The sequence below is a fragment of the Acidocella sp. genome, assembly GCF_050253495.1.
Classification (GTDB): domain Bacteria; phylum Pseudomonadota; class Alphaproteobacteria; order Acetobacterales; family Acetobacteraceae; genus Acidocella.
In genome coordinates this window covers 20,494-44,848 of sequence record NZ_JBFWIX010000014.1, presented here as the reverse complement: position 1 = coordinate 44,848, position 24,355 = coordinate 20,494, and the positions used below count along the sequence as shown (strand labels likewise).

At 59.8% G+C, this 24,355-nt stretch carries 20 protein-coding genes; 8 read left to right on the top strand and 12 right to left on the bottom strand.

Annotated features, from left to right (window positions below; genetic code table 11):
* Positions 1-82: 82 nt before the first annotated feature.
* From AB7D48_RS11690 to AB7D48_RS11675, 4 genes are all read right to left on the bottom strand, one after another.
* Positions 83-1,942 (bottom strand): DUF7380 domain-containing protein, encoded by a 1,860-nt coding sequence (locus AB7D48_RS11690; RefSeq protein WP_427979214.1) that lies wholly within the window; start codon positions 1,940-1,942, stop codon positions 83-85.
* Between the two features lie 969 nt (positions 1,943-2,911).
* Entirely contained in the window at positions 2,912-3,235 is a 324-nt protein-coding gene (locus AB7D48_RS11685; RefSeq protein ID WP_427979211.1) for a DUF736 domain-containing protein, read from the bottom strand.
* A gap of 701 nt (positions 3,236-3,936) precedes the next feature.
* Entirely contained in the window at positions 3,937-4,875 is a 939-nt protein-coding gene (locus AB7D48_RS11680; RefSeq protein ID WP_427979209.1) for a DUF2493 domain-containing protein, read from the bottom strand.
* A 403-nt stretch (positions 4,876-5,278) separates the two neighbouring features.
* Positions 5,279-6,463: a DUF7146 domain-containing protein gene (locus AB7D48_RS11675; protein ID WP_427979206.1), complete on the bottom strand. Its 1,185-nt coding sequence runs from the start codon at positions 6,461-6,463 to the stop codon at positions 5,279-5,281.
* A gap of 197 nt (positions 6,464-6,660) precedes the next feature.
* On the opposite strand from AB7D48_RS11675, the gene AB7D48_RS11670 reads away from it, so the two are divergent.
* Together AB7D48_RS11670 and AB7D48_RS11665 are read left to right on the top strand one after the other, a co-directional pair.
* Complete coding sequence (locus AB7D48_RS11670; protein ID WP_427979204.1) at positions 6,661-6,903, top strand: type II toxin-antitoxin system Phd/YefM family antitoxin; 243 nt, start codon at positions 6,661-6,663, stop codon at positions 6,901-6,903.
* Positions 6,900-7,325 (top strand): type II toxin-antitoxin system VapC family toxin, encoded by a 426-nt coding sequence (locus tag AB7D48_RS11665; protein ID WP_427979201.1) that lies wholly within the window; start codon positions 6,900-6,902, stop codon positions 7,323-7,325. The genes AB7D48_RS11670 and AB7D48_RS11665 overlap by 4 nt, the downstream gene beginning before the upstream one ends.
* An 85-nt stretch (positions 7,326-7,410) precedes the next feature.
* On the opposite strand, the gene AB7D48_RS11660 is transcribed toward AB7D48_RS11665, so the two are convergent.
* The 3 genes from AB7D48_RS11660 to AB7D48_RS11650 all read right to left on the bottom strand — a co-directional run bounded on the left by AB7D48_RS11660 (position 7,411) and on the right by AB7D48_RS11650 (position 11,580).
* Entirely contained in the window at positions 7,411-7,944 is a 534-nt protein-coding gene (locus tag AB7D48_RS11660) for a hypothetical protein (RefSeq protein ID WP_427979199.1), read from the bottom strand.
* 68 nt (positions 7,945-8,012) lie between these two features.
* Positions 8,013-10,178, bottom strand: a complete 2,166-nt coding sequence (locus AB7D48_RS11655) for a ParB/RepB/Spo0J family partition protein (RefSeq protein WP_427979197.1) — start codon at positions 10,176-10,178, stop codon at positions 8,013-8,015.
* A 190-nt stretch (positions 10,179-10,368) separates the two neighbouring features.
* A complete protein-coding gene (locus AB7D48_RS11650; RefSeq protein WP_427979306.1) occupies positions 10,369-11,580 on the bottom strand; it encodes a DUF932 domain-containing protein in 1,212 nt (403 codons plus the stop codon).
* 369 nt (positions 11,581-11,949) lie between these two features.
* Between AB7D48_RS11650 and AB7D48_RS11645 the strand changes: the two genes are divergently transcribed.
* From AB7D48_RS11645 to AB7D48_RS11630, 4 genes are all read left to right on the top strand, one after another.
* Positions 11,950-12,825, top strand: coding sequence for a radical SAM protein (locus AB7D48_RS11645; RefSeq protein WP_427979195.1), 876 nt, complete (start codon positions 11,950-11,952; stop codon positions 12,823-12,825).
* Entirely contained in the window at positions 12,822-13,229 is a 408-nt protein-coding gene (locus AB7D48_RS11640; protein ID WP_427979192.1) for a DUF6375 family protein, read from the top strand. The genes AB7D48_RS11645 and AB7D48_RS11640 overlap by 4 nt, the downstream gene beginning before the upstream one ends.
* A gap of 6 nt (positions 13,230-13,235) precedes the next feature.
* Positions 13,236-17,219 carry an NACHT domain-containing protein gene (locus AB7D48_RS11635; RefSeq protein ID WP_427979190.1) on the top strand — a complete coding sequence of 1,328 codons (3,984 nt, stop codon included), beginning with the start codon at positions 13,236-13,238 and terminating at the stop codon, positions 17,217-17,219.
* Positions 17,220-17,551: 332 nt separating this feature from the next.
* Positions 17,552-18,490, top strand: a complete 939-nt coding sequence (locus tag AB7D48_RS11630; protein ID WP_427979188.1) for a hypothetical protein — start codon at positions 17,552-17,554, stop codon at positions 18,488-18,490.
* Between the two features lie 476 nt (positions 18,491-18,966).
* On the opposite strand, the gene AB7D48_RS11625 is transcribed toward AB7D48_RS11630, so the two are convergent.
* The gene (locus AB7D48_RS11625) at positions 18,967-20,166 is read right to left on the bottom strand and encodes an IS91 family transposase (protein WP_427979186.1); all 1,200 of its coding nucleotides are present in this window, start codon (positions 20,164-20,166) and stop codon (positions 18,967-18,969) included.
* Positions 20,167-20,172: 6 nt separating this feature from the next.
* Positions 20,173-21,081 carry a tyrosine-type recombinase/integrase gene (locus AB7D48_RS11620; protein WP_427979183.1) on the bottom strand — a complete coding sequence of 303 codons (909 nt, stop codon included), beginning with the start codon at positions 21,079-21,081 and terminating at the stop codon, positions 20,173-20,175.
* 557 nt (positions 21,082-21,638) lie between these two features.
* On the opposite strand from AB7D48_RS11620, the gene AB7D48_RS11615 reads away from it, so the two are divergent.
* Complete coding sequence (locus AB7D48_RS11615; RefSeq protein ID WP_427979181.1) at positions 21,639-21,884, top strand: FitA-like ribbon-helix-helix domain-containing protein; 246 nt, start codon at positions 21,639-21,641, stop codon at positions 21,882-21,884.
* Positions 21,884-22,270, top strand: coding sequence for a PIN domain-containing protein (locus AB7D48_RS11610; RefSeq protein WP_427979178.1), 387 nt, complete (start codon positions 21,884-21,886; stop codon positions 22,268-22,270). The genes AB7D48_RS11615 and AB7D48_RS11610 overlap by 1 nt, the downstream gene beginning before the upstream one ends.
* Positions 22,271-22,290: 20 nt before the next feature.
* Here AB7D48_RS11610 and AB7D48_RS11605 read toward each other — a convergent pair whose 3' ends face one another.
* The 3 genes from AB7D48_RS11605 to AB7D48_RS11595 all read right to left on the bottom strand — a co-directional run bounded on the left by AB7D48_RS11605 (position 22,291) and on the right by AB7D48_RS11595 (position 24,301).
* A complete protein-coding gene (locus AB7D48_RS11605; RefSeq protein WP_427979175.1) occupies positions 22,291-22,560 on the bottom strand; it encodes a ribbon-helix-helix domain-containing protein in 270 nt (89 codons plus the stop codon).
* Positions 22,561-22,745: 185 nt separating this feature from the next.
* On the bottom strand, positions 22,746-24,068 hold the full coding sequence (locus AB7D48_RS11600) for a type II toxin-antitoxin system HipA family toxin (protein ID WP_427979173.1): 1,323 nt from the start codon (positions 24,066-24,068) through the stop codon (positions 22,746-22,748).
* Positions 24,068-24,301 carry a helix-turn-helix domain-containing protein gene (locus AB7D48_RS11595; protein WP_427979171.1) on the bottom strand — a complete coding sequence of 78 codons (234 nt, stop codon included), beginning with the start codon at positions 24,299-24,301 and terminating at the stop codon, positions 24,068-24,070. The genes AB7D48_RS11600 and AB7D48_RS11595 overlap by 1 nt, the downstream gene beginning before the upstream one ends.
* Between the last annotated feature and the right edge of the window lie 54 nt (positions 24,302-24,355).

Here is a 24,355-nt window from a genome sequence, read left to right as displayed (position 1 = left end):
GCATGAAAGTCCAGCTCCGTCCGATTGGATTCTTGGGCTGAGATAGGTCGGCCGCCGCGATGTTCAGACGATCTGTTCAGCTTTACTCGCCACATAGCGCAACAGATACCACGCTGTTCCAGGCCGGGTAGGCGAAGAGGCAGCACAGCCGGAACATCAGCCAGACCCCGTAATAGGCGTTCGGGTGATAGCAATCCCCGGCGCTCAGTTGTCCGTGCGCGGCCTCATGACGCAAAGCCGGGCCCGGCTTTGTATTGAACAGGCGGTCAATTTCCCAGGCTAGGCCGGGGGATAGAATCTGTTCCAACGCGGCTCGGTAACGGACGTAGATATTTTTCAGAGACAGATCCTGTTCCGTGCTTTCGTCAGTCCGTTTCGACGGATTGGCCCCATGGATCTTCAGAATATGGCGCAGACACGGTTCCAGCTGCGGGATCAGGAGATAGACCGCCGACACGAAATCTCCCTGAAACAGCCGCACAAAGCCGAGCGCCATAACCTCGACCTGCGCTTCAGGGACGAATGAGGAGGCTCCAAGGATGACCTCAAATACAGTCTGGTCGGGGGCAAACTTGGCTTGGATGGCCAAACGGGCGGGCTCGATGCGCGCTGCGATCCGGCGGTGGCGATGCAAATCCTCGGCGCGGTTGATCATGTGCGTGAACCAGAGCGGATCCGGCTCTCCTTCCGACGGCAGGCCGGGCACCGTGATTACCGTTCGCCCGTCTCCGTCGATATAAGATGTCGGCATTGACGCCATCAGAGGCGAGAGTTTTGCCAGCTCTAGCGCCTCCGCCTTCAGCCTGTCCGGGTCACGTGACTGGTCGAGCAAGGCGTAGGCCCATAGCGCATCGGCAAGATCCAAGCCCTCGAAATGTGTCGTGACTTGCGCCGGTGCGTCGCCAATCCCCAGGTCGACAGAAAACTCTGCCATCTGCGCCGCGGCCGCCTGCTGCAGTTGACGAAGCTCGCTTTCCAGTCCGGCTTTGAGATCGTCCTGACCCTGGATATGGCGAAGTTGCTGAAGCGCGGCAAAGACCCAATGGCTCTCGGCCCCGGGGCCACTCACCTGCTCGCGCATGGCCAGCGTTTGGCTGACCGCTCCCAACAGGCAGCGCTGGCGGGCATCCGGGTTTCGTTTGTGGTAAAGTCCCGCTGCGAGATCAAAGGCGGCCTTTACGGCGAGTGGGAATTTCTCAAGCGGGTTGGCGTTGGCTGAGGCCTCGAGTTCCGATGCCACTGTCATCCGGTCCTTGAGGTCAAACTCAATCGCAAGCTTTGCCAAGTGAACCAGTATCCCAATCTCGCCTTGGCTGCGGGTCATGTCATAGAGCCGGTTAAAGGTATCGATGACATTCTGAGGCCGGCCGGTTCTTTTGGTTGTCAGCCAGGCAATTTGTAGCGCCCGGTGCAGTGGTGTTTTGGCATGCATGGCGGCGGCAATGCCGTGCCGCGATGTGAGGCGCCCATCCATGATACCGTGGGCGATGGCGCAATAGGTCTCGACGGCAGCTATCGCTGCATCGCCATAACGCCGATCGCTCGACCAGATGATGTCGAAGGCCCGCGCCCGCAGGGCGAGGGTTTCGATCCGCGGTGCAAGGCTGCGCAGGAGAAGGACCGGGGCACCCTTGTAGTCGTCGATACCAGCAGCGCGCGTCCGATCCGTCAGCGAGAACAAGGGGTGCCAAACAGAGGCCGCATCCGACGGCCGCAAGACCATGCTGCAAAGATGGCCGAAGAAGCGGTAGACCAGCTGGGCAGGCTCATTGTCCTCAGCACGCGCCGCCGCGAAGGCCTCACCATAGAGCCAATCCATATCATGCGGATCAGACCATTGCCTCCCACGCACAGGCGCCTCGAAATCGACGAGTTCAAAATCCTCCAAAGTGGGGAGCCGCCATGTTTCAACCGGACTTTGCGGGTCCTTCTCGCCATCCATCTTTATGCCCCCATCGCTGCGCAGCCGCCGGCGTTGTCCAGCTGCTATATTGTCGGTCCTGCGCCCTTAGCATCTCCACTCAAATCTCAAATCGTGGCCCTATCAGGGGTGCATCAAAGCGACAAGCTTCGTAACTGAAGTGACGAAAGCCTCCCGAGAGGGCGATCGGTGTTTGGACCCGGCCTAATTTCCGGACGAAGGCGGCCAGAATCGACGCGGATGTTTTCTAAAATCAATCCAGTACCGGGTCACTCGTCAAATCAAGCAGCATCACGGGCCGTTCCATGATCCCGGGAGGACTACCCGTCCCCCAACTCCTGCGAGGCATTACGCTGAGAATGGTCATCCTTGCAATCAGGATCCCCCACAGGCATTTCGCGCGTACCGTCACGGGATCCCAGCTATGCTGCCGGGCATACCCCTCAGCTCGATCCAAAAGTAAGTCGAACGCCCAGTAACCGCATTCAATCTCCTTATGGAGAGGTTAGGGCGAGAAGTCTTGCGCGACTTCGAAGACCCGATGGAGCACTTCATGCGCGAACATCCACACACCGGCCATGCAAATCAGCTCGTTATCTGCCGGCGCAACCGTCGACCGCCAACGGCAGCTTACTTTCGTGCGCCGCTCCAAAGCGGCCCGACTGCTTACGGCCCATCCTGCCTATAATCGGAAACATTGATGGGAGCCGCGGAATGGCAGATGTTGGGAAGAGAGCAGCCATTTTTGGAGTCACCGCAAATAGGTAAATCATTTACGACTGATACTGGGCGTCAATATTCGTGAGTTCTGATCCACCATGACCAAATTACTCTGATAATTCAAAAAAGTTTTTGGTGCAGCTTTTTTCAAAAAGCTGCCTTTTCGGACTAAAACTTTCTTTCGCGCTGATATCGACATTTCCAAAAAGCTCCCACCAATTTACACAACAAACCCCGCCCGGCATCGCCGGGCGGGGTTCCTCGCGGTTCTTACTCCCCGTTTTGCTTGCGGCTGCGGGACCAGATCAGGGTGTAGCCCTCGCCGCTTTCATCGTCGAAGAGGTTGGCATAGATCGGCGCGCTGAAGCTTGGATCATCCAGCTTGACCGAGATATAATCGCGCCCTTCGGCGGAACGTTTGGACCAGCCAGCACCTAACTCAGCCCGTCCACAGAATATACGATGGCTGGGGGCGTTGTCGTTGCTACGGTTGGCTTCGGGCACGATGCGCACGTTCTTCGTCTGCACGCTCAAGGTCACGATTTCGCCGTGAATTTCATTGCCGGCTTTCTTGAAGGTTCCGATGGTAGCCATGTCAATTCTCCTATGCTGTTTCGAGCCCGCGACCATCGCAGCCTCGATGGCGATCTATCGACCGGGGGCACGATCGGCCTGCACCGCATGCGGCCGTAGCGTAAGCGGAGGATGGCGGCTTCTGGCTTTTTTGGAGCGCAGCGCCCGCGAGGAGGCAGTATCGCTGCCGGGGAAAAAAGCCAGAAGCCTCCATTGCAGGAAGGCGATCGTCCTTCGGTCAGATCAGCCAGGGAGAGGCCGCGTGGCGCGGCTTGGGGCAGGCATCCAGGAGATGTCTGGCGACACTCGGGGGCTTCATCACAGCGGCACCATCCATGGCATGGGAGCGTAACCTGCCTTGCAGACATCTCCGCGTCATCATGCCGCGAATTACCGGTTGCCCCGACGCCCCCTGCCCTCACATCGATGGACCGGCGGATTGGACGGCATATGGTCATGCACTTCGCCGTGGAGCGATCATTCTGACCAAGCGATGAGTCGGAGAGGCACACCTGACTCTGCCAATCAACGACAATGCCGCGCGAGGGCAACACCTTTCACGTCCGGTTCCGCGAGCACAACGGGACACACGCCGCGATGAATTCCGCCAGTGACGCTGGGCGGGGCATTGGCGGGAGCTTGTCTGACGAAATAGGCCACCCGGTCGGGGCAGCCTTATTCCGTCGTCGGGGATACGGCATGCGCGGGCTGAATTTTGGGGACTATGCGCCCCCGCTTCCAAAGCTCCACACCGGAATACCGAGCTTCTTGGCCTTGTCGGCGAGATTGTCCTGGATGCCGGTGCCGGGAAACACCACGACGCCGATCGGCAATGCCTCCAGCATGGCGTCATTGCGCCGGAACGGGGCGGCCTTGGCGTGCCGGGTCCAGTCGGGGCGGTAGGCAATCTGGGTAACCTTGCGGGCATCCGCCCAAGCCGCGGCGATACGCTCGGCCCCCTTCGGGCTGCCGCCATGCAACAGCACCATGTCCGGGTGCTTGGCATGCACCTTATCCAGCCTGTCCCAGATCAGCATGTGGTCATTGCACTCCATCCCGCCGGTGAAGGCGATTTTCGGGCCGGGGGGCAGAAGAGGGGCGATCTGTGCCTGGCGCTTGGCGGTGATGAAGTCGCGGCTATCGATGAGGGAAGCGGTCAGCGCCCGGTGGTTGACCATCGAGCCTGAGCGTGGACGCCAAGCTGTACGTGTGTGGCGTTCAAACTGCTCGGATGCCTGGTCGCGGAAGAATTCCAGACAGTCCCGGCGTTCCAGTAAGGTCTGCCCCTCCGCCGTCAGCCGTTCCAATTCGACGGAGCGGATTTCTGAACCGTCCTGCTCCTTCTGGCTGCGTTTTTGCGCCTGCTCGTTATCGTCGAGCTGCCGTTCGATCCGCCCGACGGCGCGGTGGAACAGATTAACCGTGGCCCAGAGCAATTCCTCGAGGTCAGGCTCCAAGCGCGTGTCGCTCAAAGTGGCGGTGAATGCATCGAAGATATCCGCGATCGCCCCGGAAATCAGTGGCGCTTCGGGCAAGGGCCGCGGGTCAGGCTCGTCCTGGCCGGGATGGTAGCCATAGAGTTGCAGTTCTCTGAGGATATGCGCGGTCGGTGAGGATGCGTGCGGTGGCTCATAGCCGGTATCGTCATGCTCGCGGGTCATGGGATGCTCCTGTTTGCCGGAAGCCCGCGCCCATCGCGGCCTTCCATGGCGATCCTGGCCGTGGGCGGCGGCGGCCCGCACGCCCCGGGGCCCCCATTGCGCCTGCGCAATGGGGTGGGCACTGCGCCGTAGCGGAGCGGAGGATGGCGGCGGGGCCGCTATTTTGCTTCGCGATGCAAAGCCCCGGGACATCACATGGTATGATTGATGTTGCCGATCATTCCCGGGGCGGCGGAAAATAGCGGCCCAGCCGCCATTGCGGGCCGCCGCCGCCCACGGCACAGAGCGCCCTCTCGGAAGGCCGCCGGCGCGACCTCCTGGTAGGCAGAGGTATGCAGTGCCCAACGGGCACGATGATCCCGGCTTTGGTGGGCCATCATCTCGTCATCCGCCAGACCAAATCTCAGCCGGACGTCATGAAACGGACGGCATCCTCGGGCGCCAGTTGCACCCGCAGGTTTGCCCGCAATTCAGCGACGCCAAGTTCGCGGAGGTCATCGTTAAAATCGCCCAAGCGGGGTGAGAGCGTGATCGCCTCGACCCCGGCGGCAATTGCGCGTTCGGTCAAACTTACCATGGCGCGATCCCCAGCCGCATCGGCGTCACGGGCGATATAGAGCCGGCGCAGCCCAGCGGGGAGCAGGAGGGCAGCCAGATGCCCGGCCGAGAGCGCGGCCGCCATCGGGATGGCGGGGAGCACGCAGCGCAGGGACAGCACGGTCTCTATGCCCTCGCCCGCCACGAGCAAGCCGTTCACCGGCCCGCCTTCCAGCCTTGCTGTGGTGCCAAACCGCACCGCATGGCCCAGCAGCAACCCCAGCGCCCGGCGTGGCGTTGCCAGTGGCGCCTTGCCCAGCCGGATGGGATCGAGGGGATCAAACCCATCTGGATCAAGCCAAGTGCGCTGGATGCCGGTGATTGCGCCATCGAGGTCCGTGACCGCCGCGAGCAATGCGGGCCAGGGTTCCGGCTGTGCCTCAGGCGTCGAGCGGTGGTAACAGCGCGGATGGAACCGCAAGGTGTCGATTCCGGTAAGTGCCGCTCGCGTGATGCCGCGCCGGTGCAAATAGGTTTCAGCAAGGGTGCCTGAGAGGGGCTGCGCCATGCCGAACAACCGCCTGGCGGCGCGTTGGGCTTGGGCGGCATCAGGGGCAGGATCACTGCCATCATCCGCCTGGGATCCGGGGATAGCACAAGCACCAAGTGAACTCGCCATATGCCCCACAGGGTGGCGGCGGCGTTCCCGTGCCGCAGCATGGTCACCTCCTGCCAGTCCCAAAAACCGCCGCGCCTCCTCGGCCACATCCCGGAACTCGGTCAGGCCGCGACATTCGCGGATCAAATCCAGTAAATCGCCATGCGTACCCTCGGCGGCGTCCTGCCAGCGTCCCGCCGCCCCCTTGCCCGTGCCGCCGCCGGTAAGACGGACAAACAAGGACCGCCCCGGCGTGTTATGAACATCACCCACCAGCCAATACCGCCCCTCGCGCCGTCCGGCGGGCAGATAATACCGGCACACAGCCTCGGCTTGCCGCGCCAGCATCTGTGCCAGCTCGGCCACCGGCATGGAAAAATCAGGCTTGGGCATCGTTGCCCCTCCATCGCTACAGATTGCCCCCAATCCGGGTTCGCCTTCGGCGTTGGGCCGAACAGCGCAGCCTATCGCTCCGCCCTGCCCGCGCGCCACTTCCAAATCGGAAGTACGCGTGCGGCATTCCCTCGAAAATCTTCCACTCAGCTGGGCTTCATGCTATACATGACCATCTAACTGGTCAGGAGTATCCCATGAACAGCGTCAATCTCGCTGACGCCAAGGCACATCTAAGCGAGCTGGTCGAACGGGCCGCCGCCGGGGAAGCCGTGGGCATCACCCGCCGGGGCAAGCCAGTGGCGCAGATCGTCTCCGCCAACACGCCGCGCAAGCCGGTCAGTCTCAGTGCCTTGCAAGCCGTGACCGCCGCCATGCCGAAACAGGCGGAACCCGCGCGGGAGGCAATCCGCAAAATGCGCGATGAGGCACGCTATTGAGCCTGTATCTCGACACGTCTCTACTGGTTGCCGCCCTGACGAATGAAGCCGAGACTGAGCGCATGCAGGCCTGGCTGGCCGCGCAACAGGCCGGAGACCTCACCATCAGCGACTGGGTGGTCACCGAATTCTCCTCGGCCTTGTCGATCAAGCTGCGCACCGGCCAGCTGCAACCGGCGCACCGTGCCGATGCCCTGGCCATGTTCGCGCAACTGGCGGCCGAAAGCTTTTTGCACCTGACCGTCAGCGGGCTGCAATTCCGCACCGCCGCCCGCTTCTCGGACCAATATATGCTGGGTTTACGCGCGGGCGATGCTCTGCATCTCGCCATCTGCGCGGATCACGGCGCCACCCTATGCACGCTCGACCGCCGGCTCGGCGAAGCCGGCGCAGCACTCGGCGTGAAAACGCTATTGTTGTAACCCCAGGTAAAATGGGCCGTCCCATTGCCAGGTCCGGCCCATCCGCATTGGTCATGGTTGTTCGTGGATTGCCCAGAGCGTCGGGTTACCCGCTCTCCTGCCCGGCGATGTCGGCAAGACAATCTGACAGAAACTCCGTGGTTGAGCAGGCTTTGATGGCATCGGTGGTGATGAACAGCGCCATACCGCCAAACCCGTCGGCGCGCATCTTTGAACAGGTGAACGCCGTCGTTACCGTGATATAGCGCAGCTTGGTGGAACGCCGCACGATATCCTGGAGAATCACCTCCCAGGACACGCCGCTCATATCCAGCTCAACGGAAGTTTCATCCGCAGCAGCGCTTTTGAGTTTGTCTTCCACATAGGCGCGCACCTGGCTGCCGTTGCCGCGGGCTTCATTCAGCGCCGCGCTGAGTTCGGCACGATTGACCAAGATCAGATCCGATGGTCCCTGCCAGGAATGGAAATAGGTTCCGTCGCCATCCGAGTCCGCGTCGAACATATGCGAGAGCAACAAAAGCTCCAGCTTCGTCATGTCCGTGTTCGGGATGATCTCCGGGATCACGGTCGGTGAAAAATAATCCGCCATGTCGGCCTCCAGAAATGCAAAACCCGGCACGAAGCCAGGCTTTGATGGGATGAAGGAATAGACCCGAGGCAGCCTTTGGGCCGCCTCGGGTTCTGGGATCACTCCGCCGCAATCTCATGCGGCTCGAGCTGTTCATGGTCCTCTGCGGATGGAAGATCCTCCGCTTCTGCCGCCTCACCAGCCGCATCCGCGCTGGCGTCGGCGGCGGCACTCTGCATGGCCGGCGTCACCGCCTCTATCGGCATCGTCATGGTCTCCACGCCCTTCGTGCGCAGCGCCTCGGGCAGCCAGCCGGAGCCCGCCAGCGCCTGCGCGGCGGCCTCGGCCATGTCGCCCTTCTTCAGATCCTCCAACCGTTGCGCGACCTGCTCACCCTTGGCTTCGCGCACCGCCTCGAGGATGCGCGCTTTGGTCACCCGGCCGAGATAATTGTCCACATTCGGCGCCCAGCCCGCAGCGGCCAGGTCGAGTGCTAATATCTCGGCCAGCCGCCCCGCATGTGCCAGCGCGCGGGGTCGGCGGTTATAGGCATCATGCGTGGCGTTCACCGTCAGCGCCACGCAATGCGCAAACAGAGCCTCGCGGCTGTCGGTATCGAACCCCGACAGGCTATCCCACAATTCGGCGGCATCCTCAGGAAGTTGGGCCGCCCAAGCCTCGTGCCGCGCATCCACCCGTACCGCCAAGGGCGTGTCGGCCAAGCCCGGCGCCTGGGCGCCGAACATCACGCTTTTGGCTTCGATCTCCAGGCAGGATTCCGCGCCATAGCGGTAGAAAAGCCGCAGGCAGAGCGCGTGCAGCAGCACCAAATAGGCAATGCCAGGCTCGTTGCCCAACGCGTCACGCAGCGCCAGCGTGCGATAGGCCGTCAGCTCGGTCAGCAGCCGGTCAGGCAGCGGCTTCAGCCCGTCTTCCTCCTCGGACTCGGCCTCATGTTCCGCCCCGCCACCAATATGGGCGGTGATGATTCTGGAATCCGCGCGGCCGGGATCGGTGCCATCGGCGGCATTGTATCCGTCCTGCCCCTGCACATCGCCTTCACCCGCCAACGCGGCCTCATCGGCTTCCTCAACCACTGGCGGTTCGTCCTCGTGCCGGACATAGCCGCGTTCCACCCGCAGCGCGCCATTGCCGTCGATGCTGACAAACGCCCCCGCCATGATCATCTCGGCGGGATCGTACACCGGTGGACGCTGGGTCAGCGCGTCAATCTCGGCTTCGATTTCCGCGAGACGCGCATCGGTATCATCAGAGACCTCATCCGCTTCGGCGACTTCTTCCTCAAGTTGTTCCGCCTCGGCCCGCAACGCCTCGACCTGGGCGATTTCTTCATCGGTCAGCGGACGACGCGTGCCCGGAATGCGCCGCATGCCGTAGCTGTGGCCATACGGAAATTCGGGAGCCTGCTCGACCCATTTCCAGCCCTCGGCACGGATGGCATCGGCATCGCGCTCCAGCCTCTCCGCCACCACGCGGGCCAGCAACCCGGCATCCTGCAGCCAGCCGCCATCATCCTGCTGGAACAGATCGCGCATCACCGCCCCGCCGGCCGCGATATAATCCTCGCCAGCATATTGCGCCCGCTTGTCAGAAGCGCGCACCGCGCCTTCGGTTAGCAACCGGCGGATCTGGTAGGGCTCTTTGTTGTAGGAGCGCTGCAGCGCCTCCCACACCTGCTCCTGGCGCTCATGCTCGGGGCTGACGGAGAAGGCCATCAGCTGGTCGAGGTTCATCTCATCCTCAGCATAAACCTCCAGCAGCCGGGGCGAGACGGCGGCCAGGCGCAGGCGCTGCTTCACCACCGAGACCGCGACAAAAAACACCGCCGCGATCTCCTCCTCGCTCTGCCCCTTCTCGCGCAGCGCCTGAAACGCCCGGAACTGATCCAGCGGATGCAGCGGCGCGCGCTGCACATTCTCCGCCAGGCTGTCTTCCTCGGCGATGCCGTCGGTGCGCACGACGCACGGGATGGGCGTGGTCTTGGCCAGACGCTTTTGCCGCACCAGCAATTCCAGGGCCCGGTAGCGCCGCCCGCCGGCGGGGATTTCGAACATGCCGGTCTCGGCACCCGCCTCATCCAACACCGGCCGCACGGTGATGCTCTGCAGCAGCGTGCGGCGGGCGATATCCGCCGCCAGCTCCTCGATCGAGACACCGGCCTTCACCCGCCGGACATTGGCCTGGCTCAGCACCAGCCGGTCAAACGGAATATCGCGCGAGGCGCTCAGCGTGATTTTCTGAACGGCTTTCGTGGTTTTACCCATGGGACAAACTCCATGACGGGCGGCTCGGAGCCACTCTCCTGACCTGCAAACCCATCACAGATTTTGCCGCCGCCCTCTCACTCTGGTCGCGACGCGCCCCTGGCCCTGCCCACAAAAAAAGGCCGTGGACCAAACCGGCCCACGGCGGAAAGAATACCAATGGCAAAACAGCGTTCAGGGGATCAGGCGATCAGGCTACCCGTTCCAGCAGCAGCTTGGCCTTCCCCTCCAGCTCCAGCCGGGCATCCTGGTGCGGGCGCGTACGCGCCAGGGCGGTGATGCCCTGCACGAAATCAAACACGGACTCCGGCGGGTGGCCTTCCTCCTCCAGCACCGTGGCGATTATCTTCGCCGTTTCCCCCTTGCTGAAACCACGCTTGCGCAAGAAACTCTCGCGCTCATCATCCTGGCGGGCGACTATCTGCTCCCGCGCTGCCTTGATGCCCGCGACAAACGGCCCAGGCGACGAATTGGCGAAGCGCCGCAGCGCAGGCGCCGCTTCATGCGCAAAACGTTGGGTGGCGAATTTGCTGTGACGGATGCTGATCTCCTGAAAATCCTCGGCACCCCATATGTTCCGGTTGGCGCACACCGCGCGCAGATAAAACGATGCGATGCCCAAGGTCTTCGAGCCGACTTCGCTGTTCCAGCAATAGAACCCCCGAAAGAACAGATCCGGTTCGCCATTGGGCAGCCGCCCCGCCTCGATCGGATGCGTGTCATCGACCAGGAACAAAAACACATCCCTGTCGCTGGCATAGAGCGTGGTGGTCTCCTTCGTCACATCCACATAGGGGTTATGAGTCATGGTTGCCCAATCCAGCACGCCGGGCACCTTCCAATTCGTGTCACCTGTGCCATTGCCGGCAATCCGCATTACCGCCGCCACCAGCTCATGGTCCCAGATGCGGCCATAATCCGGGCCGGTGACGGCGCGCAGTTCCACCCGCCCGTCATCGGTCTCCAGGGTTTTGACCAGCTCAGCGCGGTGGTTCAGCAGCCCGTGCTGCAAATTGATCCCCGCCAGCGGGGCTGGCAGCTCCCGCAGATACCCCGCCGGGGCGCCGACCAGCCCGCAGAGCTGGCCAAAACTCCAATGCGTCGGCGCCACCGGCCGCTCCTGCCCCGGCACAATCAGCGACAGGTTCTCACCGTCATCTCGCCGCGCTTCAACCCGGATCGCCCGGCTCTCCACCGTCCGCGCCTCGGCCCGCTCGGCCCGGCCCCGCACCGCCGCATAAAGCTCAGGCAGGGACAAAAACCTCTCGTCATCGGGGCGCGAAAACCACTCCGACGATACCCGTCCCAGCCGCTCACCCCGGCTAACATCGACCTTAAAACCCGCCGCCCCAGACCGGCCAGCGTTCGCTCCCATAACCGCCACCGCGGAAGACGCACTCATATCCATGGCACTTCTCCATGACAGGCCCCGGAAGCCTCTCCTCCGGACTAAAACCAGTCATGAAATCGCCGCCAGCCTCTCGCTCTATGAAGCTGGGCAGCTCGCCCTGGAACCGACGGCTCTGCGCCCTTTATCGCCATTCCGGAGGACGGCAGCGCTATCCAGATAGCGGTCATTCACCGAAAGAAATCCTATCTCGTGGCAGGAGCGAAATTGTGGTACCGTTATGTAAAGTTTAAACTATGATGCAGTGCAACGTGACGTGCTGGATGTCGACCAAGAAATAGGGGGCGTGTGATTGTGAAAGTGTCGGCAAACAGCCACCATGCTGATGGTTGGAAATTGCGTTATGGTTCGGCGGGGCTCCACATGTTCAATCGCAGCTCTGGCCTGAACGTTCTCTTCGACGAAATCCATATTCCTGCCTCGCACCATTCGAGAGCACCACGGCAAGTCTCCATCGCCCTCGCAAACCGCTGCGATCTGACATGCGCTCATTGCTATGCGCCGAAATCCCGCGATCAGCTTCCGTTCGACGCCATCTTGCAATGGTTAGCCGAGCTTGATTCGCATGGTACTCTCGGCGTCGGATTCGGCGGTGGAGAGCCGACGCTCTACCCAGAGTTTGAAAGGCTCTGTCACCACGTAGCGCGCGAGACCCAGCTCTCCGTCTCATTCACGACCCACGGGCACCACATCGATGGCGCTCTCGCGGAGGGTCTCCACGGCAGCGTCAACTTCGTGCGCGTAAGCATGGATGGCGTCGGAACGACCTATGAATCAATCCGCCGGCGATCCTTCCCTGCGCTTCTCGCTCGTCTGAAGCATATCAGAACCATCTCCGATTTCGGCGTCAACGTTGTGATCAACGAGCGCACGCTGCTCGATCTCGATGAGGTCGCTATCGTTGCCGAAGATGCTGGAGCCAGTGAGCTGTTGCTGCTCCCGCAGGTGCCGGTACGCGGGGTCCCGGCCATCTCTCCCTATATCTTATGCGGCCTTCGCCGCTGGGTGGCCTCTTACAAGGGACCTCTAAAGCTCTGCATCAATGAGGGGAGTGCCGACGGCTTTCCGATCTGCGATCCTCTAGCGGATGAGAGCGGCCTTCTTGCATATGCACACATAGACGCCATGGGCGTACTCAAGTCTTCTTCCTACGCGGAGACTGGCGTGCCGCTCGATGAGGGTGGGGTACTACAGGCCATGGAGCAGCTTGCTAACGTTCTTGGGGAGGACGGCAAATGAAGGTATGGTATCAATACGGCACCGAACACTCGGCGAACCTGGTGATGATCGGCCACTTTGAGGACGTCACTGAGGCGCCGAGAGTCAAGGAGATCATCGATCAACTGACGAACCAAGTTGCCCAGGATCAGTCCAATGGTACTTTGACCATCGGTAGCCCAACGGATCGGTACAGCACTGAGATGCTTGACCTACTCGGGCGTCTGAATCTCTCGATCGGGCCACAGGAGGTTGAACAATTCGCCTACGACGTCAGCGTCAAGGTGGAAGGCAACAATGTGGTGTTGACGACAGAAGAACTCGACATATCAGCATTTCTCAAGGTTATGTTTCTGAAAGGCGCGCGTATCGAGGTTTACTCCGCCCATGATTTCCCCGAGTCTGCTCATGGAAGAGGGCGTTGAAATACAATGCCTGCACTGAATTGGGAAATTTTCACAAATTTGCCGGGGAACTCAGAAAAGAACTTTGAACTGCTCTGCCGAGGCATCATACGCCAAAATTATGGAAGTTACGGCAGTTTTCGTGCCCTCGCGAACCAGCCAGGAGTCGAGTTCCATCTCAAGCTCGACAGGCAGTGCGATGGGCTCGGAGAAGCAGGCTGTTGGTGGGGCTGGCAGTGCAAATGGTATGATCTCCCTACCAATGGCGAGTTAGGGGCCACAAGACGTGCGAAGATCGAGGAGGGACTGCGCAAAACCGAAATCCACGTCCCCGGCGTTACAGACTGGGTTCTATGGACGCGCCGCACGCTGACAAAGAATGATCAAGAATGGTTCAACGGCCTCTCCTCGGAGATGAAGCTTCATCTTTGGACCAGCGACGAGGTTGATAACCTTCTAAGTGGTCAGGCTTCTGTTCTTAGAAGCACCTACTTTGGTGAGTTGGTGCTGACGCCGGAGGTACTGCGTGAGCGTCACGAGCATGCCGTCGCCCCGATTAGAGCAAGGTGGCAGCCCGACGTGCATCAGGTTGGCGAAGCCGAGCGGGAACTGCGTAAAATGCTCGGGGATTCAGGTTCATGGGACGTTCTGCACGGGCTGTCGTCCGAACTGCGCGCGACCGCACATGCGGTAGAGATTTCGCCACCAGCGCCTCCTCTGCTTGCGCCGACGGTAACTGATGTCATAGCAATCTCAAGGCAATCGGCCGACACCCTGGATAAGGTCGCGGAAAGCATTCGCGGCGGCGATCTCGACCTGCTTCGCGATGAGCTGACTGCGCGTCCGCGCGCGCTCCCTGCCGATATAGCAACTGCTCCTCGGAGGCTTCGATCCGGGAATCACCGAGCTGGCCTCCACGCGACAAACGCCGTTGCTGCTTGCCACGACGCATTACGGACCCTCGATGATGTTGAGACAAGTTTCTCTTCGCGGATAGTTGCGGTCCTTGCACCTGCAGGCTGTGGGAAGACGCAGCTCGCTGTCCAGCTTACATCCGGCACGACATTGCGGCCTGCTGGAGTGCTATTGCACGGCCGAGAACTGCATGCAACTCAGACCACTGACGATCTGGCGCGCCACCTATCAATCGCGGCGCAACCTGTACCCAGCATGGAGGCGTTGCTCGCGGCGGTAGATGCTGCGGGGCAGCGCGCGCGCCACCGTCTTCCTGTAGTCATTGATGGTCTCAACGAGTCTGAAGATCCGCGAATGTGGAAGAGTCTCCTGGCATCGTTGGAGACTACTCTCGCGAAGTACCCATATGTACTTCTGGTCTGCACATTGCGTCCCGAGTTTGTTGAAGATGCTCTCCCCGATGGAGCTCGTCGAGTTGAATTCCAGAACTACGACGAAGAGGCCGTTGAGGCAATTAAGAAACACTTCCGTTATTGGAATATTGATGCAACTGACGCCGTTTTGCCCGAATTTTTGGGGCATCCGCTCACACTACGGCTCTTCTGCGAAGTGACAAATCCGACTCGGCGGCAGCTAGTCGGCGTCAACGCAATGCCGGGTTCGTTGACAGCGCTTTTCGACCGCTATCTGGAGCAAGTTGGCATTCGGGTCGTCGACTTGGCCCCTCGTACACACCGGTTCTTTGCTCAGGACGTAAACTTGGCGATCTCGACCATCGCCAAAAAGTTATGGGAAACACAAAGCCGCTCTATAGAATTCGCTGAGTTACGAAGCATTCTGAATGACGCGCAGCGGCCGTGGGATCAGAGTCTAGTACGCGCACTGGAGCATGAGGGAATCCTGCTCCGGATGCCTTCATCTGGAAATGATACAGTCATGCCTGTTTACGACTTGCTTGCTGGCCACGTCATCGCTGGGGCGCTGCTAGCGAAGCATGGACAGAGTGGCTTTGAAAAGTGGATTCGGCTGTCTTCGACGCAGACGTTACTTGCTGGCGGCTACGATGACCGTCATCCGTTCGCCGACGATATCGTCGCTTCGTTGGTTGGCCAGCTTCCTAGAAGATTTCACGCGAAGCAGCTCTGGCAGCTGGTAGATGAACCTCTATGTGGGCGGGCACTCAGATTGGCGGCTCAGCTTGAGCCGGCATTTCTTAACGCAGCAACAGTCGATGCGTTACTTGATCTCGCTCGTAAAGGGGACGCAGATATTCTTGATCGCCTATGGAATGTGCGCGGGATATCAGGGCATCCGTTGAATGCTGAGGCGCTTGACCGAGTGCTACGAATGATGTCGGTTTCAGATCGCGACTTGCGATGGACGGAGTGGGTTCGAAGAAACAAAGACGGCGTCATTAGGCCAAACGGCAATCACCTCTTGGACCTTGAGCGCTTGGAACAGCGTTGGCGGTCACGGCAAATGCGCAAAGGTGATCTACTGCGCGCTCGTTGGGTGATGTGGACACTCACAAGCACAGTCCGACGGCTGCGCGATCAAGCGACACGGGCTCTCTACTGGTTCGGGCGGGCCAATCCTGAGGGGCTCTTCGAACTGACTATCGACTCGCTTACCGTGAACGACGCCTATGTGGGTGAGCGCATGCTCGCAGCCTCCTACGGCGTTGTGATGAGTCACCAGCTCGAGAACGCCGATTTCACCGATGCATTGAAGCTCTTCCTTCACCGGCTCGCAGATACGCTCGTTGGGCCGTCAGCAAGCGCACCGACGTTTCACTATCTCGCACGGCTATATGTTCGGGGTATAGTCGCCTTCGCCCGGAGATTCTACGTTTCCGCAGTGCCTAATGCGCTGAGTGGCCCATGGGTATTTGCCTCGCCTGCCCCCATCCAAATTCTCACAGATGATGATGCAGAAGCTGACGAAGCAGAACGGCCACTCCATATGGACTTTAAGAATTACACGTTGGGGAGGCTGTTCGATGATCGCGGCAACTACGATATGGACCACGCAGGACACCGAGCGGCCGTGGCATATGTGCGCGGCGTAGTGTGGGCACTTGGATGGCGACGGGCGGTTTTCGATGCGACAGACAAAAGTATCGCTGAGGATGCCTATGGATATGTGAATAGAAACCGGCCGAAAGCGGAACGTTATGGGAAGAAGTACGGCTGGATTGGCTTCTTTACGTATGCGGGGGTCTTGGAGGAACGCGGACGGTTCCCACGCAAGAATTACCCGTTTCCCGATGTCGACATCGATCCGTCATTCCCGGAGAAGCCATGCACTGACGGTAATATCTTGGTTCCTGACGCTTGGTTACTCCCGAGTATAACAGATGACGAGAGCTGGATGCGTGAGGGCAACACATCGATGCCGTTGAGTCTCATTCGAAGGGAGAAGATCGGCGCGTATCCTGGCCCGTGGCTTGCCGCTCATGGATTCGTTAAGGCCACCGATCGTATCCTCGGGCGCGAAGTCTGGGCATTCATCTCGGCCTTCGCAACAGAGAAAACGAGCGCGCCTCTACTGTGCTCAGCTCTCAGAGACGGAATGAGGCCCGAGAGGGCTCGTGAACTACCAAGCGACTACTATATTTTTGCAGGCGAGATTCCATGGCATCCAAATTTTACCTCCGTAGGCGTCGACGAGGATGCTTACCGCGAGAAGGTTAAGGTCGGCACAAATAGGGTGAACATTGAGGTGCTCGCACACGAATATGTGTGGGAAAGCCACCACAGCGAGATGAACCGAGCAGTTAGTGTACCGGTACCATCGTATCCCTTTTCGGCGCGGTTTGATCTCCGCAGCGACCCACAATCGTTTAACCAGTTCCTCCCCGATGGAACCCCAGCCACGATCACTCTCGGCGGTGTCGATGGGCTCGTCGGCGACGTCCTTTACATCCGAGAAGACCTGCTTCGGGAATACGTCGGCGAGCGCGCCATCGTGTGGTATGGGTTTGGCGAGCGGGAGCTACAGCCTTATCCGCCGTCGCCGCCCATTTGGCTTATGGAGGTGCAGCGGCAGCGGGCAAACGATTGGCGTGAGGTGCTGACCGATGCAGATTTCAAGTAGGGTTCGAAGAAAGCCGGGACGGAACCGTGGTTACGCTGCACCTCCGCTGCCTACGGAACCGGCCGTTAACAACCGGTTGAGGCGGTCGTTCCGCCGCGCTGCCCGCCGCTGAACCGAACCGGTGAGGTATTCTTTCAACTCTGCTATCTCTGTTTTCTGGTCTTTTTTGTCGAATCCCCAGCCTCCATACAACGACCGCTTTTTCCTCTTCATGGCCCGTCTGCCGCTATACTGCTTATGGGCGAGACAGGAGTATCTGCGGGCCTGCTCCCGATGCATAAATAGCCATAGCAGATGTCAAGCCGCATTCTATTTCGACCAAAAGTTCAGCAATGCTAAATGACGAAGAGAAAAACGTAATGACAAAGGCAAGAATAGAAGTGGATCATACAGGTAACTGTGCTTTGTGTGATTCTAAAAATGTTGAATTGAAGAAATCTCACAGCATTCCAAAATTCGTATACGATTGGCTGAAGGAAACCTCAAAAACTCTCTATATTCGAGGTTCTGATGACGTAAATTCCAGGCTCCAGGACGGACCGAAGGAGTATCTCTTGTGTAGAAAATGCGAGGGTAAACTATCGGTTATGGAACGTGAGATAGCGGCTAAACTGTTCAAGAAAATTGCGAATTATCGCGCTCAACAGAACAGCGTAGTTGTCACAGAGTCGATGCGTGTCGGGATTTTATCCATATTTTGGCGTGCTCTTCTGACTACGCGCAGCAGAGACAACAACCGAACAGGTGATGACGATGCAGCTCTTGATTCCTTTTTATTGTCGTTAAAAAACCAGATAGTATCTGAGCGATGCACGACAAAGATATATTTCACCCCGTTTGTAGGGGAGCCTCCATATTATAACTTGCCTTTGGATTATGTATATCAGCTTGAGCGGAGCGTCGGGGGGCAAGATGTTAGATTTTATGACAAACCCCACCGATTTTTCGCTACATTCAAGGTGCCATTTGTCTATTTCTATATCTTTAGCGACGGGTGGGAAGGGAGCGAGATATACAAGTCTTCAGAGCTAGTGGAGGGAAACATAGCTTTGAACAATATCGCGGTCATTCCTGACGAATTGCGAGCATACGTCGATTATATGCACAAGCAATTTACTGAGTTAAAAACAGAAATGAGTAAGAATAACCTCGATAAGATAAAGGCAGATGCGGAGAAAAACCAAAAAATTACTGGCTCTGATATATCAATGTCTAGGATGCTTGGTGTCGACATTCAAAGTAAAAACACCTCCAAAAAGCAAGACAGCTAATTCGTGGTGTCATTTAGCGCAGTTTATACTTCATCGAACGTGTGCTCTTGAGAGATCAAGAATGTCAGCCAGAGAAGGGCCGTTTGCTGCCTGGGAGCTTCGAGCCGGCTATGTCTGCTTTTCACGATCGGACCTTCAAAAGCTGCCTGTCCGCTTACGTGGAGAGTTTCGGGCGCCGTAGGCGTACGAAAGTCCCCGAAGAACGAACCCGCGGTCCAGAGACGTTGGCTATGGGGATTTAAGATTTTTGGGGAACGTGGTGGTGCTGGCGTGGCACCAGACGGCGGTTCCTGGGATTGGATTTTGCCCCGCCATTGCGCGTGTTTTCTTGCAAGCTGCGCCCGCAGCCAGCGGATTTTTGGTATGGTGAGCAACGTTTGCTGCGCTGGTGCTGCCGTCTGACGGCAAAGGCACGAGGTCGCCCGTAGCCTGCGATATGATCGCCAAAGCGTTTGGTGGGCGCATGCCGTGCCGGGTCACGATAGCCATCTCCGGGTTGGTCTTGCCGCCGCTGGCGGAGCTCTGGGCTGGAGGCTGCCCACCAGGATTTCCAGAATGATCATGGGCCCGCCACAGCATGGGCAGCAGCGCCATGGTTCGGGCGCTGGCTCACCGGCCGGAACCTGTACGGTGACCGGCTGAGGCACGGCCAGCAGATCGCGGATACGGGCAAGGTTGGCCTTGCGGCTGGCGCTGGCCAACAGCCCGTAATGGCGCAGGCGGTGGAAGCCCTTTGGCAACACGTGCAGCAGGAAGCGGCGGATGAATTCCGCCGGGGCCAGCGTCATGGTCTGGTAGCGCGCGGCGCCGTCCTGCCGGTAATCCTTATACCGGAAGGTGATGCCGCGCTCGTCCATGGCCATCAGCCGGCGGTTAGAGATGGCCACCCGGTGGGTGTAGCGGGCCAGATAAGCCAGCACGGCCTGCGGCCCAGCGAAGGGCGGCTTGGCGTAGACTACCCAGTTCTTGCGGCGCAGCGGCGCCAGATGGCGCAGAAAGGCGCGCCGATCAGCCAGGTTCTTGGCGTCATTGAAGAAGTTGAGCTGTCCATTGGCATGCAGCGTCGCCAGCCCGCTCAGGAACAGACGGCGGAACAGCCGTGAGAGCACGCGCACCGGCAGCAGGAAGGCCGGGCGGGATGAGATCCAGCGCTGGCCATCGGGCGAGAGACCGCCGCCCGGCACGATCATGTGGATATGCGGATGATGCGTGAGCGCCGAGCCCCAGGTGTGCAGCACGGCGGTGATGCCGATGCGTGCGCCCAAATGCTTGGGATCGGCGGCGATGGTCAGCATGGTCTCGGCGGCGGCGCGGAACAGCAAATCATAGACTGGCGCCTTGTTCTGCCAGGCGAGGGCGCCGATCTCGGCCGGCAGCGAGAACACGACATGGAAATAGCCCACCGGCAGCAGATCGGCCTCGCGCTCGGCCAGCCAGGCGCGCGCCGCCGCACCCTGGCATTTAGGGCAATGCCGGTTGCGGCAGCTGTTATAGGCGATGCGCTGATGGCCGCAGTCCTGGCAACCTTCGACATGGCCGCCAAGCGAAGCGGTACGGCAGCGCTCGATCGCCGACATCACCTTGAGTTGGGCGAGGCTCAAATGTCCGGCCTGGGCGGCCCGATACTCCGCCCCGGCGCCCCGGAAGATGTCGGCGACCTCAAGGGCCGTACGCACCGCCCGTCACGGGCCGGGCGCCGCCTTAGCCTCCATCAACGCCATCACCTTGTCGAGTGGACTGGTCACGGTTCGCACCGTCTTTGTCGCCACCTTGGTATAGAGCGCGGTGTTCTCGAGCTTGGAATGACCAAGCAGCACCTGAATGACGCGGATATCGACGCCATCTTCGAGCAGATGCGTGGCGAAGCTGTGCCGCAGCGTATGCGGGCCGGCATGTTTGGTGAGGCCGGCCGTCCGCGCCGCCTCAACAACCACACGATGCAACTGCCGGGTAGAAATCGGCTTCGTCGCCTGTTCTCCCGGAAATAACCAGCCAGTCTTGTGCATGATGCCCTGCTGATGCCCGGCCTTCCACCAGGCACGCAGCACGGCCAGCAGGTCATTGGACAGCATGGCGTTGCGATATTGCCCTCCCTTGCCGCGCTCGACCCGGAGCAGCATGCGCTCGCTGTCAATGTCACTGACCTTGAGCGCCGCCACTTCCGCCACCCGTAGCCCGGCACCATAGGCGACAGACAGCGCTGCTCGGTGTTTGAGGCAGGTTGTGGCGTCGAGCAGGCGGGCGACTTCGTCCTGGCTCAGCACCACCGGCAAATGGCGCGGCTGCTTGGCCCGCACCAGTTTGCGCGCCAGCTCCGGCCGGTCGACCGTGATGGTGAAGAAGAACCGCAACGCCGATACGATGCTGTTCATGGTCGGCACAGGCGTCTCGCTATCGCGCTGCTCAATCTGGAACCGCCGGACATCATCCGCAGTTGCCGTATCGGGCGAGCGGCCCAGAAAACGGGCAAAGCGTCCGACATCGCGAAGGTAATTGCGCTGCGTCGCCCGCGAGAAACGGCGCATCTCCATATCCTCGATCATCCGCTGGCGCAGATCGATCGGCGAGGTTGGTGAAACAGGCTTGGTCATGGCTGGCTCCTTTGCAATGAAAGAAGCCCGCATCCTCAGGCTGGGCCGCCCAAATCCTCAAACAAAACCTTCACGCCACACCCAGCCGGCGCCATCAACACAAGCACCATTCCCGCGCAGCGGGTTCGTTCATCGGCCCAATCCCGCCGATGGTTGTCTTGCGACATCCCCATTTGTGTTGATCACAACCGGTGCAACCGGGACGAGTGGAATAGGCAAGGCGTAAAGGGCATGCCGCTGTTCGCCAACGCGAACCAGGGCGTTTTGTCGACGAGATCGGCGAGGTCGCGCGTCGCCGTGGCTGGCGCTGCGTTATTTAATCAATTGGTGATTGGCTTAAATAGCGACTGAGCTACGGTAAGCGCTCTTAAATAGCGGGCGCCCCCATCACGGACGGGTAATCCATGCCGTGCCGGTTGTGCGGAGATTAAGCCATTCAATCTCCGCGCCCGGATGGATTGCGCGCCTCCCGTTCACAAGAAGGGGTAGAAATTTTCGCCAATTCTTGCTATCAATGATGGCATTGTCATCAATGCTGCGTTTTGGAGGCGACGGCCGTGGCGAGTATCACCATTCGTAACTTCGATGAGGGGCTGAAATCGCGTTTGCGTATTCAGGCGGCTGTGCACGGCCGGTCGATGGAGGATGAGGCACGGGACATCTTGCGCTCTGCCCTCAACCGGCAACCCCAGCCCGCTGCCAATCTGGCCGAGGCCATTCGCGGCCGATTTGCCGCCCTGGGAGGTGTTGATCTGCCTCTGGCACCGCGCGAACCGATGCGTGAACCGCCGATATTTGACTGATGATCCTCCTCGACACCAACGTCGTCTCGGAACTGATGCGCCCGGCGCCCGCACCGGCCGTCATGTCCTGGCTTGCCGCACAGCCCGCAGCCAGCTTGTTCATTTCCGCCGTCACGGAGGCTGAGTTGCGTTACGGCGCCACGCTGCTCCCTGAGGGGCGGAGACGGGCAGACCTTATGGCGGCCGTCGATGCGATGCTTGCCGAGGATTTCACCGGACGCATTCTGCCCTTTGACAGCGCGGCGGCGGTCGCATACGCGGCCATCGCCGCCGGCCGCCGGCCGCCGGCAAGAAGGAAAGCCGATTTCCCAATTCGATGCACAGATCGTGGCTATCGCCCAGTCGCGCGGCGCAGAGCTTGCCACCCGCAATGTGAGCGATTTTGAGGGCTGTGAGGTCGAGGTTATCAATCCCTGGACAGAATAGGGTGACGGGGGCCACGCGCAGCGGCAACGGCTTCGTCGAGCAGGTTGTTCAGCTCATCCGGCGCCAGATCAGAAAATTTGTCCTGCACCTCAGCCATGGTTCGGTCCAGGATGCGCCATTTGACGGCATCCTCGATAAATTTGGACAAATCCCCCTTATTCATCCCTCGCTGGGCGAGAAAGCTGCGGACCGAAATGTCGGTATCCTTCGACACGGATACCGTCCAGCGGGTCATGGTGTCGTTGGGCATGGTCACTCCTGTAGATGAGCGCTTATCGCTCACCTACAGGACATGGTTTCCCCAAATATGCAAAACGGAGATACACCGTGCGGCGATTGCGGCCCTATTCACTGCAAGCTCTGCGGCGAATAACCATCAGGCGGTAATGCGGATCACGCTATGTTGGTAAAAAACCAAATGTAACCGAGCATTTTTCAAGAATCCACGGGACTGATGAGTTCGCCATCATCCCCCAGCCCACCTTCATCCATTGCACCATCGAGCTGATCAACGGCCTCAGCATTCCGTATCGTGCTATTCGCCTGGTTCTTAATTTCATTAACTGCCAGTTCGAGCCCCCAATGGCCCCCGGCGGGCATCGCCGCAACCGCCGCTGCGGCATTATCGACCTTGGCTATAACCTGGTTCGCGAGTTTAACGACGCGCTGCACGACCATTCGCTTGTTGAACCCGCACGCTTCAGCCAGTCTCTTCCAGTGCCGGCGATACAAATGCCGCCCCCGGCGTTGGCCGCCGATTTCCTGGGCCATGTTTTTTGTGATGTTTTCCCAGACGCGGCCGCACATGAGATCGTAAAGAGGTGCCAGCCGGGCGCCGTTATGATCGATCAGGATTGAATAATTCTTGGCATGGCTGTCAACGTTCGTGATCAGCACATTCAGGATCGCTGCGTCCAAGAGGGCGAGCCGGTCTCTCGGTGGTAAAAACCGTGCAGCGACGTCGAACAAATCCGGCAGGCTGGGGCCGCGCAGACCGGACTGGTTATGTTCATATTTCGATGCTGGCGGTTTGCCGCTAGCCTGACAGAAATCCTCCTGGTGCAGCCTGGTCCATTCATCATGCTTCAACATCCGGTCATACCGTTCGACAAGCAAATAGGATCGCGCCCCCGCCCGCCCGGTCGTAACGCTTGCCGCGTTCAGCCCCAGCAATCTCGCGAGCGTGAGGCATAAAGCCTCGTTCTGCACACTTCCTTCCAGTCGGGAATTGTCGGGCTTCAGGATGTGGGTGGACGGGTTGTTGTTCAGCGGAATCGCGATCTCTCCGTTCACGAGGACAACAGGCAGCTTCTCCTGCGCCCCCGCCAGACTCATCGAGACACCTTCGGTCTCAACCAGGAACGGCCTTTTGGGCAGATCATTGATGATCCGCTCCAACTGGTCGCCAGCAGGCTTCGAATAACGCGGTTCCCCTCGTTCGGCAGGGCCGCCAAAACTCAGCGCACCGGCCGTATCTCGGCCTACCCTGTCCAGAATGCCGAGAACGTCACCGGGTGAGACGCCCGCTGTTTTCCCGATCATGGTCAGCGCATGGCCTTCCGGAAGAAGGTTGGTCAGCCAGGGCGTGAAGACAGAAGGTGGCATGCCCGTGGCGCTGAGTGGGGCCAGCACGGAAATCGGGAAGGCAGCGGCCGATGACCGCCATGCGTCGGCATAGTTGAATGACAACAAACCATCCGGGTTTGCCTGGATTTCGCCAACGAGTTGGGTCTCATAGAAAACCGGCGTGGCTGCCATTATGGCGCCTCCGACAAATCAGCATTCGTGCTGGCGCTCGTCATCTCTATGCCGAGGGCCTTGCCCACCCTCAAGGCCATGCCCAGCCGGCAGGACGCTTTGCCCGCTTCGAGGTCAATGATGAAGCGCAGGCCGGTCCCGGAGATCAGGGCAAGCTCGGCCTGGGTCAGCCCAGCCTTGCGCCGGTTGGCCCTAACCATGTCTCCAAATGCTTTTGCCAGATCGTCAGTCATGCAACGTCAAAAAAATTCCCGATCGGGAACATGCTCCTGGTTTCTCTGGATTTC

What these genes read in the sequence shown, in the direction of transcription:
- AB7D48_RS11640 (WP_427979192.1), top strand. Translation starts at nt 12,822, where the DNA reads ATGAAGGTATGGTATCAATACGGCACCGAACACTCGGCGAACCTGGTG.
- AB7D48_RS11630 (WP_427979188.1), top strand. Translation starts at nt 17,552, where the DNA reads ATGCTAAATGACGAAGAGAAAAACGTAATGACAAAGGCAAGAATAGAA.
- AB7D48_RS11645 (WP_427979195.1), top strand. Translation starts at nt 11,950, where the DNA reads ATGTTCAATCGCAGCTCTGGCCTGAACGTTCTCTTCGACGAAATCCAT.
- AB7D48_RS11620 (WP_427979183.1), bottom strand. Translation starts at nt 21,081, where the DNA reads ATGACCAAGCCTGTTTCACCAACCTCGCCGATCGATCTGCGCCAGCGG.
- AB7D48_RS11600 (WP_427979173.1), bottom strand. Translation starts at nt 24,068, where the DNA reads ATGGCAGCCACGCCGGTTTTCTATGAGACCCAACTCGTTGGCGAAATC.
- AB7D48_RS11595 (WP_427979171.1), bottom strand. Translation starts at nt 24,301, where the DNA reads ATGACTGACGATCTGGCAAAAGCATTTGGAGACATGGTTAGGGCCAAC.
- AB7D48_RS11690 (WP_427979214.1), bottom strand. Translation starts at nt 1,942, where the DNA reads ATGGATGGCGAGAAGGACCCGCAAAGTCCGGTTGAAACATGGCGGCTC.
- AB7D48_RS11655 (WP_427979197.1), bottom strand. Translation starts at nt 10,178, where the DNA reads ATGGGTAAAACCACGAAAGCCGTTCAGAAAATCACGCTGAGCGCCTCG.
- AB7D48_RS11670 (WP_427979204.1), top strand. Translation starts at nt 6,661, where the DNA reads ATGAACAGCGTCAATCTCGCTGACGCCAAGGCACATCTAAGCGAGCTG.
- AB7D48_RS11605 (WP_427979175.1), bottom strand. Translation starts at nt 22,560, where the DNA reads ATGCCCAACGACACCATGACCCGCTGGACGGTATCCGTGTCGAAGGAT.
- AB7D48_RS11675 (WP_427979206.1), bottom strand. Translation starts at nt 6,463, where the DNA reads ATGCCCAAGCCTGATTTTTCCATGCCGGTGGCCGAGCTGGCACAGATG.
- AB7D48_RS11680 (WP_427979209.1), bottom strand. Translation starts at nt 4,875, where the DNA reads ATGACCCGCGAGCATGACGATACCGGCTATGAGCCACCGCACGCATCC.
- AB7D48_RS11610 (WP_427979178.1), top strand. Translation starts at nt 21,884, where the DNA reads ATGATCCTCCTCGACACCAACGTCGTCTCGGAACTGATGCGCCCGGCG.
- AB7D48_RS11650 (WP_427979306.1), bottom strand. Translation starts at nt 11,580, where the DNA reads ATGAGTGCGTCTTCCGCGGTGGCGGTTATGGGAGCGAACGCTGGCCGG.
- AB7D48_RS11635 (WP_427979190.1), top strand. Translation starts at nt 13,236, where the DNA reads ATGCCTGCACTGAATTGGGAAATTTTCACAAATTTGCCGGGGAACTCA.
- AB7D48_RS11685 (WP_427979211.1), bottom strand. Translation starts at nt 3,235, where the DNA reads ATGGCTACCATCGGAACCTTCAAGAAAGCCGGCAATGAAATTCACGGC.